20 protein-coding genes are annotated in these 18,754 nt (G+C 73.6%); 11 read left to right on the forward strand and 9 right to left on the reverse strand.

The genetic code is table 11. The annotated features are described in order from the left end of the window. Nucleotides 1-45 precede the first annotated feature (45 nt). Both ACWCSU_RS47890 and ACWCSU_RS47895 read right to left on the reverse strand, forming a co-directional pair. Nucleotides 46-891 (reverse strand): universal stress protein, encoded by an 846-nt coding sequence (locus tag ACWCSU_RS47890; protein ID WP_357707691.1) that lies wholly within the window; start codon nucleotides 889-891, stop codon nucleotides 46-48. Continuing rightward, a complete protein-coding gene (locus ACWCSU_RS47895) occupies nucleotides 888-1,736 on the reverse strand; it encodes a universal stress protein (protein WP_449943200.1) in 849 nt (282 codons plus the stop codon). Before ACWCSU_RS47895 ends, ACWCSU_RS47890 begins: the two co-directional genes overlap by 4 nt. A gap of 205 nt (nucleotides 1,737-1,941) precedes the next feature. On the opposite strand from ACWCSU_RS47895, the gene ACWCSU_RS47900 reads away from it, so the two are divergent. Together ACWCSU_RS47900 and ACWCSU_RS47905 are read left to right on the forward strand one after the other, a co-directional pair. Further along, on the forward strand, nucleotides 1,942-2,847 hold the full coding sequence (locus tag ACWCSU_RS47900; protein ID WP_357707689.1) for a universal stress protein: 906 nt from the start codon (nucleotides 1,942-1,944) through the stop codon (nucleotides 2,845-2,847). A 20-nt stretch (nucleotides 2,848-2,867) separates the two neighbouring features. Beyond that, nucleotides 2,868-3,695, forward strand: coding sequence for a universal stress protein (locus ACWCSU_RS47905; RefSeq protein ID WP_357707688.1), 828 nt, complete (start codon nucleotides 2,868-2,870; stop codon nucleotides 3,693-3,695). A 1-nt stretch (nucleotide 3,696) separates the two neighbouring features. Here ACWCSU_RS47905 and ACWCSU_RS47910 read toward each other — a convergent pair whose 3' ends face one another. After that, the gene (locus ACWCSU_RS47910) at nucleotides 3,697-4,413 is read right to left on the reverse strand and encodes a universal stress protein (RefSeq protein ID WP_357707686.1); all 717 of its coding nucleotides are present in this window, start codon (nucleotides 4,411-4,413) and stop codon (nucleotides 3,697-3,699) included. Nucleotides 4,414-4,426: 13 nt separating this feature from the next. Continuing rightward, on the reverse strand, nucleotides 4,427-7,156 hold the full coding sequence (mgtA, locus tag ACWCSU_RS47915) for a magnesium-translocating P-type ATPase (protein ID WP_449943203.1): 2,730 nt from the start codon (nucleotides 7,154-7,156) through the stop codon (nucleotides 4,427-4,429). 211 nt (nucleotides 7,157-7,367) lie between these two features. Here mgtA and ACWCSU_RS47920 point away from each other — a divergent pair, with 211 nt between their 5' ends. Next, the gene (locus ACWCSU_RS47920) at nucleotides 7,368-9,890 is read left to right on the forward strand and encodes a cation-translocating P-type ATPase (RefSeq protein WP_449943205.1); all 2,523 of its coding nucleotides are present in this window, start codon (nucleotides 7,368-7,370) and stop codon (nucleotides 9,888-9,890) included. A gap of 19 nt (nucleotides 9,891-9,909) precedes the next feature. Here the strand turns inward: ACWCSU_RS47920 and ACWCSU_RS47925 are convergent, their stop codons facing one another. The 5 genes from ACWCSU_RS47925 to ACWCSU_RS47945 all read right to left on the reverse strand — a co-directional run bounded on the left by ACWCSU_RS47925 (nucleotide 9,910) and on the right by ACWCSU_RS47945 (nucleotide 13,416). Continuing rightward, nucleotides 9,910-10,428 (reverse strand): flavodoxin family protein, encoded by a 519-nt coding sequence (locus tag ACWCSU_RS47925; RefSeq protein WP_357707683.1) that lies wholly within the window; start codon nucleotides 10,426-10,428, stop codon nucleotides 9,910-9,912. A gap of 1 nt (nucleotide 10,429) precedes the next feature. Next, a complete protein-coding gene (locus ACWCSU_RS47930) occupies nucleotides 10,430-10,930 on the reverse strand; it encodes a CBS domain-containing protein (protein ID WP_364101742.1) in 501 nt (166 codons plus the stop codon). Beyond that, complete coding sequence (locus ACWCSU_RS47935; protein ID WP_357707681.1) at nucleotides 10,927-11,784, reverse strand: universal stress protein; 858 nt, start codon at nucleotides 11,782-11,784, stop codon at nucleotides 10,927-10,929. The genes ACWCSU_RS47930 and ACWCSU_RS47935 overlap by 4 nt, the downstream gene beginning before the upstream one ends. A 119-nt stretch (nucleotides 11,785-11,903) precedes the next feature. Beyond that, nucleotides 11,904-13,085 carry an acetate/propionate family kinase gene (locus ACWCSU_RS47940; protein ID WP_449943210.1) on the reverse strand — a complete coding sequence of 394 codons (1,182 nt, stop codon included), beginning with the start codon at nucleotides 13,083-13,085 and terminating at the stop codon, nucleotides 11,904-11,906. A 10-nt stretch (nucleotides 13,086-13,095) separates the two neighbouring features. Beyond that, nucleotides 13,096-13,416: an SAM-dependent methyltransferase gene (locus tag ACWCSU_RS47945; protein WP_449943212.1), complete on the reverse strand. Its 321-nt coding sequence runs from the start codon at nucleotides 13,414-13,416 to the stop codon at nucleotides 13,096-13,098. Between the two features lie 393 nt (nucleotides 13,417-13,809). Here ACWCSU_RS47945 and ACWCSU_RS47950 point away from each other — a divergent pair, with 393 nt between their 5' ends. The 8 genes from ACWCSU_RS47950 to ACWCSU_RS47985 are packed head-to-tail and all read left to right on the forward strand — an operon-like array spanning nucleotide 13,810 to nucleotide 18,753. Continuing rightward, nucleotides 13,810-14,559: a hypothetical protein gene (locus ACWCSU_RS47950; protein WP_357707678.1), complete on the forward strand. Its 750-nt coding sequence runs from the start codon at nucleotides 13,810-13,812 to the stop codon at nucleotides 14,557-14,559. Between the two features lie 10 nt (nucleotides 14,560-14,569). Then, nucleotides 14,570-15,070 carry a hypothetical protein gene (locus ACWCSU_RS47955; protein WP_357707677.1) on the forward strand — a complete coding sequence of 167 codons (501 nt, stop codon included), beginning with the start codon at nucleotides 14,570-14,572 and terminating at the stop codon, nucleotides 15,068-15,070. Then, nucleotides 15,067-15,579 carry a hypothetical protein gene (locus ACWCSU_RS47960; RefSeq protein ID WP_357707676.1) on the forward strand — a complete coding sequence of 171 codons (513 nt, stop codon included), beginning with the start codon at nucleotides 15,067-15,069 and terminating at the stop codon, nucleotides 15,577-15,579. Before ACWCSU_RS47955 ends, ACWCSU_RS47960 begins: the two co-directional genes overlap by 4 nt. Nucleotides 15,580-15,588: 9 nt before the next feature. Further along, on the forward strand, nucleotides 15,589-15,762 hold the full coding sequence (locus ACWCSU_RS47965; RefSeq protein ID WP_189650821.1) for a hypothetical protein: 174 nt from the start codon (nucleotides 15,589-15,591) through the stop codon (nucleotides 15,760-15,762). Between the two features lie 18 nt (nucleotides 15,763-15,780). Beyond that, complete coding sequence (locus tag ACWCSU_RS47970) at nucleotides 15,781-16,323, forward strand: hypothetical protein (protein WP_449943217.1); 543 nt, start codon at nucleotides 15,781-15,783, stop codon at nucleotides 16,321-16,323. Between the two features lie 4 nt (nucleotides 16,324-16,327). Then, entirely contained in the window at nucleotides 16,328-16,720 is a 393-nt protein-coding gene (locus ACWCSU_RS47975) for a MauE/DoxX family redox-associated membrane protein (RefSeq protein WP_449943219.1), read from the forward strand. 17 nt (nucleotides 16,721-16,737) lie between these two features. Beyond that, complete coding sequence (locus tag ACWCSU_RS47980) at nucleotides 16,738-17,733, forward strand: hypothetical protein (protein WP_449943221.1); 996 nt, start codon at nucleotides 16,738-16,740, stop codon at nucleotides 17,731-17,733. A 57-nt stretch (nucleotides 17,734-17,790) separates the two neighbouring features. After that, nucleotides 17,791-18,753, forward strand: coding sequence for a helix-turn-helix domain-containing protein (locus tag ACWCSU_RS47985; protein ID WP_357707671.1), 963 nt, complete (start codon nucleotides 17,791-17,793; stop codon nucleotides 18,751-18,753). The last annotated feature ends 1 nt before the right edge of the window (nucleotide 18,754 follow it).

Here is an 18,754-nt window from a genome sequence, read left to right on the forward strand (position 1 = left end):
CCTCCTGACCAGCGACGTTCCGCCCGAGCCCCTCCGGCACGCCCCTCAGGGACGGACCACCGCGACGGGACAGCGGGCATGGTGCAGCACTCCCCTGCTGACCGAGCCGAGGAGCAGCGACCCGAACGTGCCCCGCCCATGTGAGCCGACCACGACCAGGTCGCACGGGACGCCGGTGAGCGCCTCGACCGGATGCGCGCTCTGGACGTCCTCGATCACGTTCACGTCGGGACATCTCTCCCTCCAGCCGGCGGTCCGGCCGCGGACCGTCTCGTGCTGGGCGGCCCGGACCTCGTCCAGGTCGTAGGCGATCTCGGGGGCGAAGGCGTGCACGGGCAGTTGCCAGGCGTGGACCAGGCGCAGCGTGGCGCCGCGCAACCTGGCCTGCTCGAAGGCGTAGCCGATCGCCGGTTCGCAAGTGCCGGAGCCGTCGACGCCGACCGCGATCTCACCGACCGGCTCCCGGCCCTCGGCGCGCACCACCACGACCGGGCAGGCGGCGTGCCCGGCCACGTGCACGGTCACCGACCCGAGCAGGGCTCCGGCGAACCCGCCCAGCCCCCGGTTGCCGATGACCAGCTCGTCGGCCTGCCGCGCCTGCTCCTGGAGCACGGCGGCGGGCGTCCCCTCGACGACCTCGGCGCGCGTCCTGAGCGACGGCTGACGGGCGCGCGCGACCGCCTCCGCGGCCTCCAGCACCCTGGACGCCGCCACCAGCAGGTAGTTGCCCTGGCCGTAGTCGGGGAACCTGGTGACGGCGTACGGCTGCCGGTCCAGGGCGTGCACGATCCGCAGTTCGGCGCCCGTGCGGGCCGCGTCGTCGGCGGCCCATTCGACCGCCGCGGCGCCGGGGGCCGAACCGTCGGCCCCCACCACGATCAGACCGGTCACAACGCCTCCTCCTCCGCGTGCGGCCGCACCACCGCCACCGGGCAGGCCGCGTGGTGCAGCACGCCGTGGCTGACGGAGCCGAGCACCGCGGAGGAGAAGCCGCCCCGTCCGCGCGAGCCGACCACGACGAGGTCCGCGGCGGCGGCGGCCTCGGCGAGCGCGGCCACGGGATGGCTCCGCACCTGCTCGTCGGTGATCTCGACGTCGGGGTTCTCGTTCCTCCAGGGGATCACCCGCGCGCGGGCCGACCTCGACTCCTCCTGGAAGGAGTCGGCCAGCAGATGGCTGTAGGCCGCCCAGTACGGCGACACCGCGGGCGTCTGCCAGGCGTAGACCACGTGCAGGCGGGCGCGGCGCGCACGGGCCTGCTCGACGGCGTACGCCATGGCCTGGCGCGACCCCGCCGAGCCGTCGTCACCGGCCACCACCAGGTCGTGCCGGACGGCGACGACCCCGCGGACGACCACGACGGTGCCCGCGGCATGCCCGGCCACGGCCCTGCCGACCGATCCGAGCACCATGCCGGCGAACCCGCCCATGCCCCTGCTGCCCAGCACCAGGCTGTCGGCGTCGGCCGATTCGCGGATCAGCACGTCGATCACGTTGCCCGTCAGCATCTCGGCGCGGACCTCGACGTCCCCGCTGATCGCGCGGGCCCGGTCGGCGGCGGCCTCCAGCGCGCCCGCGCAGTACCGGGCGTCGTCCACGCCGAGCACCCACTGTTCACAGACGTGCACGACACGTAGCGGGAGCCCTCTGCGCTGGGCGTCGCCGGCGGCCCATTCCACCGCGGCGGTCGATGACGCGGAGCCGTCCACCGCGGCCACGATCCGTCCGCGCATCATCCCTCCTTCGCCGTCAATATCCGCATTCCCTCCTATAAGGGACGGAAAGCAGCAAAAACCTCAAAAGACGTCAAGTTTCGGGAGGAACCGCATGACGGGCAAGCAGGTTAGGCCAAGAGTTTCCTCCCCTGTGGGGCTCATCGCGCGGGCCCCGGGAAGGCTCATCGGCGCAGGTACCCGGACGAATCACCTCCCGGAGGCGGCATTGATCGACGAACGCGCCGGCCGGCCCGTGCTCGTCGGCTACGACGACTCGATCGAGAGCCGGCACGCGTTGCACTGGGCGGTCGCCGACGCGCGGCTGCGCGGGCTGCCCGTCCTCGTCTGCCACGCCCTGCACTGGCCCTACGCCCCCAGGCCCGTCGCCCAGGAGATCATGGAGCACATCGAGCCGATGGCCCTCGGCGTCGTGGACGAAGGCGTCCGGCGGGCCAGGGAGCTGGCCCCGGAGCTGGACATCCAGCCGCTGCTGGGGCGGGGCACCCCCTCGGCGGTGCTGCTGGAGGCCGCGCGGGACGCCGAGCTGACCGTGCTCGGATCCCGCGGGCAGGGCGGGTTCGAGGGCCTTCAGGTGGGGTCGGCCGCCGTCCAGGTGCCCGCGCACAGCGTCACACCGGTCGTGGTCGTACGGCCGCCCCTCCAGCCGCCCACCCGGCAGGACGTCAGGATCGTGGTCGGCCTCGACGGCTCACCCGCCAGCCTGGCGGCCTTCGACCTCGCCCTGGACGAGGCCGCCCTGCGCGAGGGCACCGTCACCGCCCTGTGCTGCTGGGCGGACTGCGGGTCGTCGTCCTGGCAGGAGCCGCTGCCCTTCGTGGACTCGCACGCGCTGCGCAGAGGCGCGGAGAACCGCTTCCGCGAGGTCGTCTCCCACCTGGCCCGCAGGCGCACCGAGGTGACGGTGGTCACCGAGTTCCTGACCGAACGCCCCCAGCGCGTCCTGGTCGACGCCTCCAAGGACGCCACGCTCCTCGTGCTCGGCAACCGGGGCAACGAGGCCCCTCCCTGCCTGCTGCTCGGAGCGGTGACCCAGGCCGCGCTGCTGGAGGCCAGGTGCCCGGTCGCGGTGACCCCCGGGGCCGTCCTGAGCCCGCGGCTGCCGCCGGGATGACACGAGAGGAGACGGACGAGATGGCCGGACGGATCGTCGCGGGGGTGGACGGGTCGCCGCCTTCGCTGGCGGCGGTCGAGTGGGCCGCCGCGGACGCCCGCAGACGCTCACTGGACCTGCGCCTGGTGCACGTGTGCGAGCAGTGGTCGCGGGACGCCGGGATCGTCGAGTACTGCGCCGGGATGCTGGAGGCGGCGGCCGACCGGGCGCGCGGCCTGGCGCCCGGCATCGGGATCGGCACCGAGATGCTGCCCGGCCCGGTGGTGGCCGACCTGGTACGGGAGTCGGCCGAGGCCGACAGCCTGGTGGTGGGCAGCAGGGGGGTGGGCAGCTTCGCCGGCATGGTGCTCGGCTCGACGAGCCTGGCGCTGGCCGGGCACGCCGCGCGGCCGGTCGTCGTCGTCCGCGAGGCCGCCACCGTGCGGCACGGCAGAGTCGTGGTCGGGTACGACGGGCCGCACTCCCGCCCGGCCATGGAGTACGCCGTGACGCAGGCGCGTGCCCAGGACGCCGAGCTCCTGGTGCTCTTCGCCTGGCAGCCGCCGATCCTGTCGTCGTACGCGGCCGCCTACAACATGCTGAACGAGGACTTCCAGGACCGGGCCCGGGTCGCCGCCCAGGAGACGGCTCCCTGGCGGGAGGCCCACCCGGACGTGCGGATCGTCGACGACCAGCGCTGCGACCATCCCGTGGCCGCGCTCAGGAACGCCTCCTCCTCGGCCGACCTGGTCGTGGTGGGCTCGCGCGGGCTGGGCAGGTTCGCCTCGGCGCTGCTGGGGTCGGTCAGCCACGGCGTGCTGCACCACGCGGTGTGCCCGGTGGCCGTGGTGCCGTCGCCGTCCGGCTGACTCACGGCCGGGGGTGGTCCCCCGGCACGACGGCGACGGGGCAGGGCGCGTGCTGCGGGAGGGAACTCGTGGTGCCGAGGTGCGCGGCCCGCGGCCGGCCCACGACGACGAGGGTGGCCCGCTCGTGGGCCTCGCCCGGCTCAATGCGGACGTCCGGGTGGCGGGCCGGCCACTCCCCCAGGTCGGCGGAGGCCACCAGGGACAGCCCGCGCAGGGCCGCCTCGGCGAACGCGAACTCGACGACCGGCGCCTCGGGCTCCCGCTCGGCCAGGACGACCGGGCCCGGCCGGGTGGCCTTGGGCAGCGGTCCCGGGCCGCGTACGACGATCACCGGGCACTCGGCGTGGGCGGCGGCGTACCCGGCCACCGAGCCGACCACTGCCCTGGGCAGCGCGCTCAGCCCCCGGGAGCCGACCACGAGGAGCGCGGCCCGGCCGGAGAGCTCCACCAGGCGCTGGGCGGCCGGGCCCTCGTACAGGTCGGTCTCCACGCGGATGCCCGAGCTGGTGGAGCGGGCGCACTCGGCGCCGTGCCACAGGACGTGCTCGGCCGCCTTGCGCAGGTGGGCCTTGGCCTCCTCGTCCGCGTCGCCGTACGGCCACTGCCAGGCGTGGACGACGGTCAGCGGCAGGTTCCTGAGCTCGGCCTCGTCCAGCGCCCAGTCCAGGGCCTGCACGGAGAAGTCCGAGCCGTCGTAGCCGAGCACGATGCGATCCAAGTCCGTGGTCCCTTCAGTCGTCCCCAGGGCTCATCTCCCCGCGAGCCGACCGGCCACGCTGGAGCGGCCCTGTTTGACGGGACCTTGGTCCTCCTTTTCCGGCCGCGCGGGTCCGGCGCCGCTCGCGGGCGGCCGTGCTGAAACGGTGGGCCCTGCGGTGCGTGCGATGGGCGGCGGTACGCCCGCCACCGGCGAGGGCCTGCGGCGCGGCCCGGTAGAAGCGGCGCTTGCCGAACTCGATGAGGGCCAGATAGGCGGCCACCATCAGGCCCAGCGCGACGAAGAAGGGGCCGGGCAGCGGCTGGAAGCCCAGGACGGCGGCGAGCGGGGTGGCCGGGATGACCGCGCCGAGGGCCACGACGCCGAGGGCCGCCATCAGCAGGGGGACGCTCGGACGGCTGCGGAAGAACGGCACGCGCCTGGTCCGGATCGCGAAGACCACCAGCACCTGGGTCGCCAGGGACTCGACGAACCAGCCGGTGCGGAACAGCGACGGCCCGGCGTGGAAGACGCCGAGCATGACCGCGAAGGTGACGAAGTCGAACACCGAGCTGATCGGGCCGAAGAACAGCATGAACCGCCGGATCAACGACACGTCCCAGCGGGACGGGCGCCGCAACTGCTCGGGGTCGACGTTGTCGGTGGGGATGGCGAGCTGGCTGGAGTCGTAGAGCAGGTTGTTGAGCAGGATCTGGGAGGGCAGCATCGGCAGGAACGGCAGGAACGCCGAGGCAGCGGCGGCGGAGAACATGTTGCCGAAGTTGCTGGAAGTGCCCATCAGGACGTACTTCATGGTGTTGGCGAAGATCTGCCGACCCTGGGTGACGCCGTCGGCCAGGATGTCGAGGTTCTTCTCCAGCAGCAGCACGTCGGCGGCGTCCTTGGCGACGTCGGTGGCCGCGTCGACGGAGATGCCCACGTCGGCGGCGTGCAGCGCGAGGGCGTCGTTGACGCCGTCGCCGAGGAAGGCCACGTCCAGGCCGTTGCGCCGCTGGACGCGCACGATCCGCGCCTTGTGCTCGGGGCTGACGCGGGCGAACACGACGGCCTGTTCGATGAGCGCGGCCAGCCGGACGTCGTCGGCGGCCTCGACGTCCTGCCCGGTCAGCACCCGGCCGCCGGGCAGGCCGAGGTCGGCGCACAGCTTGGCCGCGACCGCGGGGTTGTCGCCGGTGAGGACCTTGACGGTGATGCCGAGCCCGGCCAGGCGTTCCAGCGCCCGCGAGGCGCCGGCCTTGGGCGGGTCGAGGAAGACCAGCAGGCCGCGGAAGGTCAGGTCGTGCTCGTCGGCCGGGGTGAGGGTCGCCTGGCGGGCGGCGGCGCCGGACAGCCGCCGGGTGGCGACCGCGACCACGCGGTTGCCCGCGGCGAACTCGGCCTCCAGCACGGCCCCGGCCCGGTCGCCGACGGCGGCGCAGCGCGCCAGCACGGCCTCCGGGGCGCCCTTGGTGATGATCATCCGGCCGTCGTCGTCCTCGACCAGGACCGAGGCCGCCCGCCGTTCGTGGTCGAAGGGCACGACGGCCAGGCGACGGCCGGCCGGCCCGGGTCGGAGGACGGCGGCGGGCGCCTCCCACAGGGCGACGTCCAGGGGGTTGCCGCTCGCCGTCCGGCCCGTCTCACCGTCCTGGCCGTCGAGGACGGCCTCGTTGCACAGCAGGCCCAGCTCCAGCACCTGGTCGTCGGGCCGGCCGTCCGGCCCGAGCGAGCGCATGAAGCTGATCCGGCCCTCGGTCAGGGTTCCGGTCTTGTCGGTGAACAGCACGTCGATGTCGCCCAGGTCCTCGATGCAGACCAGCCGTTTGACCAGCACCCGGTGCTGAGCCAGCCGGTGGGTGCCGGCGGCCAGGCTGGTCGAGACGACGGCGGGCAGGAGCTGGGGGGAGATGCCGACGGCGATCGCCAGCGAGAACAGCAGCGCGTCCAGCACCGGGCGGTGCAGGACGAGGTTGATGACGAAGATCCCGGCGGTGAGCGCGGCGGCGACGCGGACCAGCAGCATGGAGAACTTGCGCAGCCCGATCTGGAACTCGGTGTCCGGATGGCGTTCGCCGAGCTGGAGCGCGATGCGCCCGAACTCGGTCCGTCCGGCGGTGGCCACCACCACGCCGGTGCCGGACCCGGCGTGCACGACGGTGCCCATCAGCGCGCAAGCGGACAGCTCGGCCAGCGGCGTGCCCGGACCGACGGGCCGGACGGCCTTGGCCACGGGCAGCGACTCGCCCGTCAGCACCGACTCCTCGCACTCCAGCCCCGCCGTCGAGACCAGCCGCAGATCGGCCGGGACGATGTCCCCCAGCCGCAGCGTGACGACGTCGCCCGGGACCAGCGTGACCACGTCCACCAGCCGGGGACGGCCGTCCCGCAGGGCAAGGCAGCGGTGCCGGATCTGGGTGTGCAGCGCCTCGGCCGCCTTCTCCGCCCGGTACTCGTTGAAGAAGCCCAGCCCGACCGAGACCGCCAGGATCACGCCGATGATCAGCGCGTCCGACGACTCGCCGAGGAAGAACGACGCGGCGGCGGTGACGGCCAGCAGGATCAGCAGGGGCGAGCGCAGCTGGCGGGCCAGCACCGCGACGCGCCTGGCCCGGTGGGTGCGCAGGGAGTTGGGGCCCACCACCGCCAGGCGGCGCTCCGCCTCGGCCTGGGTCAGGCCGCCGGTCGTGCCGTCCAGCCGGGCCACGACCTCCTCGACCGGGAGCCCGGCCGCGGCCGCGACGTCCAGCGCGTCCTTCCCGTTCATGTTCCGGTCTTCCCGCTCGTCTCCCCCTGGTTCTGGGTTACCAGGCCCTCGCCCAAGACAACGGCAAACCCGTCCAACGCCGACGCCAACGCGGCGCCTCCCCGCCGGACCGGCACGTTTACGGCCCTGACCAGGGCGAAGACTAGATCCTGAGACACCTTGCAGCGACTCCGCCGACCCGTAGGCCACGGCGGGCAGGAAGGACACCCACGTGACGCCCTCGTCCTCTGGCCTGTCGTCGGCGGAGGCGGCCGTCCGCCTGGAACGCGACGGCCCCAACCTGCTGCCGCGCAAACCGCCCACCCCCTTGTGGCGGCGCGTCGTCACGCAGCTCAGGGATCCGCTCATCATCGTGCTGCTGGTCGCGGCGGCGCTGACGATCAGCACCGGCGACTGGACCGACGCCGCGGTGATCGCGCTGGTGATCGTGGTCAACACCGCCGTCGGCGTGACGCAGGAGGTGCGCGCCGACCACGCCATCACGGACCTGGCCGAGCTCGCCACCCCCGAGGCGCGCGTCGTACGGGACGGCCACCAGCGGCAGATCCCCGCGGGCGACGTCGTGGTGGGAGATCTTCTGGTGCTCGCCGAGGGCGACATCGTCCCGGCCGACGCCGAGGTGGTGGAGTCGGCGGCGCTGCTGGTCGACGAGTCGGCCCTGACAGGCGAGTCGGTCCCGGTGGACAAGATCGCCGGCGCGGCGGTCTCCTCGGGAACCGTCGTGGCCCGCGGCAGGGGCCGGGCGGTGGTCACCGCGATCGGCGCGGCGAGCGCCGGCGGCCGCATCGCGGCGCTCATGGTCAAGGGGGCCGGCCTCACGCCGCTGCAACGCCGCCTGGCCGGGGTCGGACGGCTGCTGGCCGGGGTGGCGGTGCTGCTGTCGGCGCTGGTGCTGGTCCTGGGCCTGGTACGCGGCCAGCCGGTCGAGCTGATGGTGGTGACCGCGATCAGCCTGGTGGTCGCCGCCGTGCCCGAGTCGCTGCCCGCGGTGGTGACCCTGAGCCTGGCCCTGGGCGCCCGCCGGATGGCGGCCCGCGACGCGCTCGTCCGCAACCTGCCCGCCGTCGAGACGCTGGGCTCGGTGACCGTGCTCGCCACCGACAAGACGGGCACCCTCACCGAGGGCCGGATGGTCGCCCGGCACGTGTGGACCCCGGCGGCGGAGGCCGCCGTCACCGGTTCCGGCTACGCGCCCGACGGCGAACTCGTCACCGACCGGGACCCCGGCGCCTTCGCCGAGCTGCTGAGCGCCGCGGCGCTGTGCAACGACGCGCGCCTGCGCCCACCCCAGGAGGCGGGCGAGGAGTGGACGGCGCTGGGCGACCCCACCGAGGCCGCGCTGCTGGCCGCCGCCGCCCGGCTCGGCCTCGACCGCGAGCGCCTCCAGGAACGTCTCCCCAGAGTCGCCGAGCTGCCCTTCGACAGCGACCGCAAGCGGATGAGCACGGCGCACCTGTTGCCGCACGGAGGCGTCCGCCTGATCTGCAAGGGCGCCCCGGAAGCGCTGCTGCGCCCGGACGTGCTGACCGACGATCCGGCGTCACGGGCGAGCGCCGCCGAACGCGCCGACCGGTACGCCCGGGACGGCTACCGCGTGCTGGCGGTCGCGAGCGCCGACCTGGACGCCCTCCCCCACCCCGTCCGGGAGGAGGGGCTGTCACTGCTCGGGCTGGTCGCGATCCTGGACCCGCCGCGCCCCGCCGCGGCGGCGGCCGTGGCCGACTGCGAACGGGCCGGCATCAGGCCCGTCCTCATCACCGGCGACCATCCCGGCACCGCCCGCGCCGTCGCCGTCGACCTGGGCATCATCGGCCCCGCCGAGCGGGTGGTCGACTGCCGCGAGCCCGGCGCGCTCGCCGCGGGCCCGGCCGGCGTCTACGCGCGGGCCACTCCCGAGCAGAAGCTCGACATCATCGAGGGCCTGCGCGGCCGGGGCGAGGTCCTGGCGATGACCGGCGACGGCGTCAACGACGGCCCGGCGCTGCGCCGCGCCGACATCGGGGTGGCCATGGGCAAACGTGGCACCGAGGTCGCCCGGCAGGCCGCCGACCTCGTGCTCGCCGACGACAACCTGGACACCGTCGTCGCGGCCGTCGAGGAGGGCCGCCGGGTCTACGCCAACATCCGCCGTTTCCTGGTCTACGGCCTGTCGGGCGGCACGGCCGAGATCGCGGTGATGGTGCTGGGCCCGTTCGTGGGGCTACCGCTCCCGCTGCTGCCCGCCCAGATCCTCTGGATCAACCTGCTCACCCACGGCCTGCCCGGCGTGGCGCTGGGCGGGGAGCCGACCGTGCCGGGAACCATGTCGCAGCCGCCCAGGCCACCCGGTCAGAGCATCATGGGGGCGGGCCTGTGGCAGCGGGTCGTGCGCATCGCCGTCGTGCTCACCGCCGTCACGCTGGGCGTGGCCGTCTGGGGGTCGCTGACCGGGCGGCACTGGCAGAGCATGGCCTTCTTCGCGCTCGGCGCCACCCAGCTCGGCGTGGCGCTGGGCACCCGGACCCGGCCCGGCACGCTGGCCAACCCGATGCTGCTGCTCGCCGTGGCGGGCGCGCTCGTCCTGCAACTGGCCGGGATCTACCTGCCGCCGCTGCGCGAGCTGCTCGGCACCCGGCCGCTGCCGCCGGGTGACCTGCTGATCGTCCTCGCGCTGTCCACGCTCGGGTACGCCGCCGCCCGCCTGGACCGCATCCTGCACCCGTCCCCGACGCCCGGGGCGGCGCCGCACCGGTGACCCGGCGCCCGGCGGCTGGTCAGGAGGCCGGGACCCGGACGGACGCGGCCAGGCTCTCGCCCCACTGCCTGGCCCGCTCCAGCTCCCCCGGCACCAGCGGCCCCTGCGTGCCGGCCACGTAGAAGCCGCGCGGCGGCACGACGAGCCGGACCCCGAGGCGGCGCAGCCGCTTGGCCACCGCCCGGCCCGCCGAGCCCGGCAGTCGGGGTCTGGCCACGCGGGTGTCGAACGCCGCCGAGCAGAGCCCGGCCGACGACGTGCTCAGCGTGGCCAGCCACTCCCGCACGCCCCTGCCGCGCGACACCAGCGGCCCGCCCGCCTGCTGGGCGGCCGAGTCGCGGGTGGAGGCGCGGCTCATGGAGAAGGCGTGCGTCGGCCCGCCCACCACCAGCAGCGCGACCTCGCCGCCCACGTGCCCGGGGGCCGAGCCGACCTCCGCCACCTCGGCCCGCATCCGGGTGGCCAGCCCCTCGGCCACGGCCTGGGCGATCCGCTCGGTGTTGCCGTACATGGACTCGTAGACGACCAGGGCCTTCATCTCACGCCTCCCGCCAGCTCTTCGACGACCGGCACGATTCCCGCCGTTCCGGCAGGATCGGTTCGAGGTGGAACATCCCGGTCATCACCTCGGTCGGCTCGTGCGGCGGCTCGATCCGTCCGGCGACCGCGGCCAGGACGTCCCGGGCGGTGATCAGGCCGACCAGGCCGTCGTCGGACAGCACGGGCACCGCGTCCACGTCGGCGTCGAGCATGACGGCCGCGACCCTGCCCAGCGGCGTGCCCGGCCCGACCCTGGGCGTACGGACGCCGCCCAGCAGCTCCCGCACCTCACGCCCGGCCTGCTCCTGCGGCCCGCCGGACCAGGACGCGGCCAGTTGCTCACGCGTCAGGATGCCCAGCAGGTGCCCTCCGTCGACGACCGGCAGGTGGTGCACGCCGGCCCGGCGCATCAGCTCCCACGCCATCAGCGGGGACTCCTGGGGTTCGACGGCCACCAGGACGCGGCTCATGACCTGTCCCGCCGTCGTCAGGCTGTTCATGCCCGGTCTTCCTGGCGAGGGCGGACCACCGCGACCGGGCAGGTCACGTGGTGCAGCACGCCGTGGCCGACCGAGCCGAGCACGGCGGAGGCGAACCCGCCCCGGCCGCGCGAGCCCACCACGACCAGGTCGGCCGTCGCGGCCGCGTCCATCAGGGCCGAGACCGGGTGCGCGCACGGCTGCTCGTCGGTGATCATCAGGTCGGGGTTGGCCTGCCGCCAGGGCGTCACGCGCTCGCGCGCCGCCGCCTGCTCCTCGCGCACCACGTCCTCGACCAGGCCGCTGTAGGCGACGGCGTACGGCGAGAACACCGGCAGTTGCCAGGCCGAGACCACATGGAGCCGCGCGTGGCGGGCCCTGGCCTGCTCGACGGCGTACTCCATGGCCGCCCGCGAGTCGTCCGAGCCGTCGTGGCCCACCACCACCGTGCCGTGCCCGGACGCCCCGGCCGCCCCGGACGCCTCGGCCGTGCGGACGACGACGACCGGCCCCGCCGCGTGCCCGGCCACCGCCAGGCTCACCGAACCGACCATCATCCCGGCGAACCCGCCGAGCCCCCGGCTGCCCAGAACCAGGGCGTCGGCCGCCGCCGACTCGCGGATCAGCTCCTCGACCACGTTCCCGGACAGCACCTCCGTCGTCACCTTGACGCCGTCCGCCACCGCGCGGGCCCGGCCGGCGGCCTCCTCCAGCGCGCGGGCGCAGTGCCCGGCGTCCCCCTCGTGCAACCATTGCGGGCCCACGTGCACGAGCCGCAGGTCCAGGCCCCGCCGCCGCGCGTCGGCGGCCGCCCATTCCACCGCTTCGGTCGCCGGGACGGACCCGTCCACACCTACGACGACGTGAGTGCTCATCACGCATCTCCTTCACCGGTCGAAGCTCTCACCGCCACCCTCGTACGGGCGGCGGCGCGGCGCCGGAGGAGGAAGTCCCGGACGGCAGGGCCATTGGTCCTTCGGCCGCGCGCCCGTCGTCAGGACGAGGCCAGCCGCGCGAACGTCTGGTGGGCGATCTCCCACTCCTCGTCGGTGGGGATGACCAGGACGGGCACCTCGGCGCCGGGGACGGACACCGCGCGCTCACCGGCCGAGCCCGCCGCGTTGAGCGCGGGGTCCACGGTGATGCCGAGCCGGTCGAGCCCGGCCAGGGAGGCGGCCCGGGTGGCGGCGTCGTGCTCGCCGACGCCGCCGGTGAACACGATCGCGTCCACCCGGCAGCCGAGCAGGGCGTGGTAGGCGCCGACGTACTTGCGGATCCGCCGGGCGTAGATCTCCAGGGCCAGCCGGGACTCGTCGTCGTCGCGGGCGCGCACCTCGCGCATGTCGCCGGACCCGGTGAGCGCGAGCAGGCCGCCCCGGTGGCTGAGCGCGTGCTCCACCTGCTGGGCGTCCAGGCCGCCGGTACGGGCGAGGTAGGCGGCCAGGGCCGGGTCCACGTCGCCGGATCGGGTGCCCATGACCAGCCCTTCCAGCGGCGTCATGCCCATGGACGTGTCGACGCTGCGCCCGCCGGAGACGGCGGTGACGCTGGCGCCGTTGCCCAGGTGGAGCACGATCAGGTTGAGGCCGGCGAGGTCGCGGCCCAGCACGGCGGCGGCGCGGCGGGAGACGTACGCGCACGAGGTGCCGTGGAAGCCGAAACGCCGCACGCCCTGCTCACGCCACTCACGCGGCACCGCGTACGTGTACGCCTCGGGCGGCAGCGTCCGGTGGAACGCGGTGTCGAACACGGCCACCTGCGGCACGTCGGGGAACACCTTGAGCGCCAGCCGGATGCCGGTCAGGTTGATCGGATTGTGAAGGGGGGCGAGCGGGGCCAGTTCCTCGATGGCGGCGATGACCTCGTCGTCGATGCGCGTGGCCGCGGCGAACCGGGTGCCGCCGTGCACCACCCGGTGCCCGACCGCGGTCGGAGCCAGGTCGGGGCCCGCGGCGGCGAACGCCTCCAGCATCGCCTCCAGCCCCTCGGCGTGGCCGGGGAAGGAACGCTCCAGGACGTACGGCGGGCCTTGCCCGTTGCGGTGCGTGAGCCGTCCGCGTTCCTCCCCGACTCGCTCGACCAGCCCTCTGGCGGCGCGCGAACGGGTGTGCGGGTCCACGAGTTCGTACTTGATGGAGGAGGATCCCGTGTTCAGCACGAGAATGGGGTCGGCCATGTCCCCGAGCCTATTTCCGGCCGACTCCGGCGAGGGACTCGGTGGCGTGCTCGGGACAGGGGTCGCCGCCGTACGGCCGCCAGTCGCCCAGCGGCACCAGCCCGGGGTCGAGGAGGGTGAACCCGTCGAAGAAGGCCCGGATCTCGGCCTCCGTGCGCGCACGCACCGGGTTGGCCGTCCGCGCGTGGACGGCCTTCCCCGCTTCCTGGGCGGGCTCCGGGACGGTGTCCGCGCAGACATGGCTGATCGCCAGATGGCTGCCGGACGCGTGGGCAGCCGCGTCTTGAACGCCTCGGCCGCCTGCCGGTCCACCGGATGGTTGTCCGTGCACGCGTGCACGGCTGATTCCCGGTGCGCACGGCGCCAGAACGAGGCCGGATTCCGGTCATAGGAGGAATAGCTGTCATTTCAACTATTTCCGGAAGAGCCGAACCCAAGTCCATGATCACACGGACGCGGTCCGTCCGGCGAGAAGGGAGCACGCCGGGCCGCCCGCGAGAGGCCGGTGAACTTAGTGTGACCATTCGATGAACGGCCTTTCGGTGCTGGTCAGGCCGTCTTTTCCGAGCCCGCCCGACCGGGCTCCCGCCTTGGGAACGTTCCGAATTCTCCGGCGGAAAAGCGGAGCGATCTTGTCTATTGACCCGGGTGATCGCGCATGTAAGGCTTCGCTCCGAATGATCAAGCGCGGCCCCGCGGAACTGCCATGAAAGGCCAGGGCTTAATGGCGCATTTATCCTCTTTCCGGACCGTCAAGAACGCCTTCCTCCATCTCGAAGTCGAGGACTCCGAGGCCGCCTCGCTGGCCTCCTGGACCGGCCACGTCCGCTACACCCCCAAGTACGGGGCGCGGAAGACCACCGCGGAAACCTGGGGGCTCGAACTGGCTCCCCTGTCCTCCCTGACGGCGGGCGTCAACTCGGTCCGCGGGCGAGAGCGTGAGCGCTTCTCGCTGGCCGGCGGAGAGGTCGTCGTCTACGACTGCGAGGACCCGTCCGACGCCAGGTGGGCGGCCTGGCTCGGCCCGTGGCACATGGCCCACGGGCTCTTCTACGCCCCCGAGTGGGAGTCGGCCGACATCGTCGACATGTTCAGCCGCGTGGCGTGGCACGACACCCCCGAGGGCATGACGACCGACGGAGGCCGGCGTTTCGACGTCTCCATGGAGCTCTACGCGATCTCGATCGCGGGCGTCGGGACCATGACGGTCGAGCCGAAGCAGGCGGGGATCAACCGGATCCCCAAGTGGCGGGGCTTCGGCGCGCCCTCGGGTGAGCTGTGGCGGCTGCCCGCGCCTCCCACGGACCAGGCGACGCCGTTCCTGCTGGTCACCGACACCGCGATCGTCACCCTGCACCCCTGGAACGCCCCGAGCTACAACAAGGCCGGGCTGGCCGCCCGCGCCGCGGCGGGCACCCCCGAGACCGCCGCCGACTTCCTGAACAAGGTCAAGCGCGTCGAGTGGCGGGCCTGACGTGGAACCGATGACCGCAGTGGTCATCATCCTGGCCGTCCTGGTCGCCCTGCTGTTCGCGGCGGGCGCCGGACTCTACCGCCGGGTACGCGAACTCGAACTGGCCACCTACAACGGCGTCGGCGTACGCTTCGCCGCCGCGGGCCCCGAGGCCCGGGCGAACGCGCTGGCCGTCCCCGGTGCCACGACCATGGTGATCAAGGTCAACCGTCGCTGCCCCATCTGCGACGACGTCCTGCTTGCTGCCGCCGCGATGGCGGCCGGCCTTCCCTCGGACCTGTCGTTCACCGTGTTGTCCGACGACCCCGGGTTCGACAAGTCCCTTCCCGACTCCATCCGGGTCATCAAGGACCCGGCCATCTGGCGCGCGACGAGCGTGCCGTACGCCCCGGCCCTGCTCGTCGTGGACGAGAACGGCGTCGCGGTGTTCACGGCCCCGGTGGGGTCGGGAGAGGCGCTCACGGAGATCGTCGAGCGAGCGGTAGCGAACAAGAAGGAAGTGAAGCTGTGAAGGCAGAGAAGCGGACCTCGATACTCGACCAGATACCCAGTGCCGAGGAGATGCCCGAGCAGGCGTTGCCGACGCTCGTCGGCGCCAAGCGGGAAGGCTGGAGCAGGCGGCGCGTGCTCGGCCTGGCCACCGGTGCCGCGGTGGCGACGGGGCTGGGCGTTCTCGACCTGCTGCCCTGGTCGAAGCCGCGCGGCGCGACGGCCGCCGCCTACGCCGTGTGGGAGACCTGTCACGGCTTCGCCGACGCCGGTTCCGTCTGCGTGCCCTCGTCCGCGCTCTACTCGGGCAACTGCTCCGGCTCGTGGCACCGCAACGACGGCGCGTCCGGCACCTGCTACAACCTCCGGTACACCCACAACCCCTCCAGCTGTGACGGCAACAACGCCTGGAAGTGGTACGGCGGCGGTACCACCAGCACCCGCCGCATGTGCTCCGACGGCTGGTACGAGTACCACGACTGCGGCGGCGGCAACGTCTCCCGCTTCTCCATCTGCCGCACGGCCATCTGACCCGGGTCCATGAGCGACTCCGCCACCAGAACGTCCGTCCGCCTGCTGGTGCCCGGTCTGGCACTGATCGCGGCGGCGGAGGCCCTGGTGCTGTATTCGAGGGTTGCGGGCGGGGACACGAAGGGCTTCACCTGGCTGGTGGCCGCCCTCGTCGCCGGCTTCTCCCTCTCGGGCTCCGTTTGAAGCCTGAACAGCGCCTGGGTGCTGTCCTCGTCGGTCCGGCGGGGTGCTGATGTCGCCGGCTTCATCGCCGGATTGTTCGTGGGAGCGGGCGCCGTCACGTTCGTGCTGGTGGTCCTCGGCTCCGTGCTGCGGGCTCCGTTCCCGGCAGTGGCTCTGCAGATCCTGGTCGCCGTGACCGCGGTGATCTTCCTGCTGCGCGAGCTGGACGTGTTGTCCTTCCCCTTGCTCCAGAACGCGCGGCTCGTGCCGCAGTTCGTCACCAGAATTCCCTTCTGGGGTGCCGTGCAGTTCGGCGCCGAGATGGGCACGGGGATGCGCACGTACTCTCCGACGGGGCTGCCGCACATCATGGCGGTCGCGATCCTGTTCCTGGCGTCCTGGGAGGAGGCGCTCCTCGCGGGCGTCGGCTTCGCGGCGGCGCGGGCGATGATGCTCCTGACCTTCGCCCTGGCACGGGACAGGATGCAGGCGGACACGGCGTTCTTCTTCACGCTGCCGAAGATGAAGGTCCTGTTCGTCGTTCTCGCGCTGCCCGTGGTGGCGTTGCTGGTGATCGGGTGACCGGGTGATCGCCTTCGTCGCCCGTTATGGGTTGGGCGTCGTCCTGGCGCTGGCGGTGCTCGGGAAGGCGCGCGACTTCGGCGCCTTCCGGAGCAGCCTGGCGACCTTCGGGCTGCATGGACGGACCGCCCAGGTGGGCGCCTTCACGGTGGTGACCGTGGAGGCGCTCGCCGCGCTGGCCGCCTTCTCCTTCCTCGCCGACGACCTGGTCGTGGGCGTGACGGGGACCTGCCTGGGCCTGTCGTTCACGGCGGCCCAGACGTATCTCCTGGTCATGGGCGAGCAGGCGGCTCCCTGCCTGTGCTTCGGCTCGGCGGAGCGGGCCTCGGCCCGCACGTTCGGCAGGGCCGCCCTGGTCCTGCTGCTGGGGCTGGCACTGTGGGGTGCCGCGGTCTGAAGCGGAGGTGTGCGCTCATGAACCGGGCTCTCGGCGGGGCCTCGGCCGCCCTCATGATGATCGTCGGCGGGGTCGCCGCCTGTCAGGCGCGTTCCCCCGCCGAGCCGGACGCCGCGGTGATCGTGGCGTCACCGGCGTACGCCGTCGAGCCGCCCGCCCAGGCGCCGACGCTGCCCTCCAGCGGCCCGGTCGGCCGGGGCGCCTTGGTGTACACCGCCTGCCCGTCGCGGTGCCCCACCTTCCTGCTGCTCGCGGACGGCCGGCAGTACCTGCTGGGCGAGCGGACCGTCAGCCCGCCGGGCAACCTCACGCTCTCACCCGACGGCCGCTGGCTCGGACGGCCCGCCGACGGCGGGTACGAGGTCAGGGACCTGCTGGGCGGCGCGGTGCACAGACTCGAACCGCCGACCGGCGGCGACGCGGACAGCGCGTACAGCCCATGGGTCTGGTCCGCGGACTCCCGGCGGCTGATCGTCGGGTACCACGCCAGCGGGGACGTGCGTTCGTATCAGGCGCTGGAGTTCCCCGGCGGCCGCGCCGGCGAGCTGGACCTGCCGCGCGGGCAGGAGCCGGTCGGCCTGCTGCCCTCCGGCGAGCCGCTCCTCCTCGACGTCGCCCGTCACGACAGGCGGCCGCTCAAACGCGTCACGCTGACACAAGCGGACACCGGCCGCGCCCTCACCCTGACGTCCGGGGCTGGAGTGCTCGCCGACGCGGACCACGGGTTGACCGTCCAGGTGCGCGGCGAGCGCGTCTACACCCTGGAGTACTCCGGCGACCGGATCGCGGTCCTGGAGTTCGACGTCACGGGCAGGCAGGTGGGCCGTCTGCCGCTACCGTCCGGCCAGTTCCCGGTCGGACCGGTGGACGGCGGCTTCGCCGTCGTCCAGGTTCCCCAGGACCAGGCCCGTGGGCGGCAGAAGCTGGAGGTCGTCTCCCCTTCGGGCCGCCGTCCGCTGTTCGACGTCCCGGGCCTGGCGGCCGTCGTCCTGCCGGGAGGAGCCCGCCACTAGCCGGGCGGCTGCTCCCTACAATGGCCGGGTGAATCGGGATCGGGTCGTGAGCGGCACGTGCTGAGCGCGGCGGGGCTGGGCGCGGAGGAGGAAGCCGCCTACCGGCTGCTGGTCAGGACCACCGAGGTCGAGTCCGACGCCCTGGCCGAGGAGCTGGGCGTGGCGGTCGAGGTCGCGCGGCAGGCGCTCGGCTCGCTGCTGGCCAAGGGGCTGGCGCGGGCCGTGCCGGGAGATCCGGGCCGGTTCACGGCGGTCGCGCCCGACGTCGCGCTCGCGGCCCGGCTGCACCGGCGGCAGGCCGAGATCGACCGGGCGCGCCACGTCATGGAGCAGCTCACGGGAGAGTATCTCGCGCACGCGCGGCGCCGCGAGGCGGCGCAGCTCATCGAGGTGATCACCAGCCGTACGGCCCTGCGCGAGCAGCTCCGCCTGCTCCAGGACGGCGCCCGCCACGAGGTGCTCAGCCTCTGCCGGGCCGGGCACGTGGCGATGACCTCGCAGGAGAACACCGAGGAGCTGGCGGCGCTGCGGCGCGGCGTCGGCTTCCGCGTCATCTACGAAGGGGCGTTGCTGGAGGAACCCGGCATGCTGGTCAACCTCGCCGACGGCATCACGCTGGGCGAGCAGGCCCGCGCGCTGCCCGTCCTGCCGGTACGGATGATCATCGCGGACGGCGAGCTCGGGGTGCTCCCGCTCATCCAGCACACCGACGGCCTGACCCAGCTCACCGCCGCGCTGATCAGGCCCAGCAGCCTGCTCGACGCCCTCAAGGCCCTGTTCGAGAGCCTGTGGGAGCGGGCCACGCCGATCAGCCTCACCAACCCGGGCAGCCCGCTCGACGCCGACCATCTCTACCTGCTGTCGCTGCTGGTCGCCGGCGTTCCGGACAAGTCGATCGCCACCCAGCTCAAGATCTCGCAGCGTACGGTGCAACGCAGGATCGCCTACCTGATGGAGCGGGCGGGTGCGCAGACCCGGATGCAACTGGCCTGGCACGCCGCCCGCGAGAACTGGCTCTGAC

This window comes from Nonomuraea sp. NPDC001699 (genome assembly GCF_053596455.1).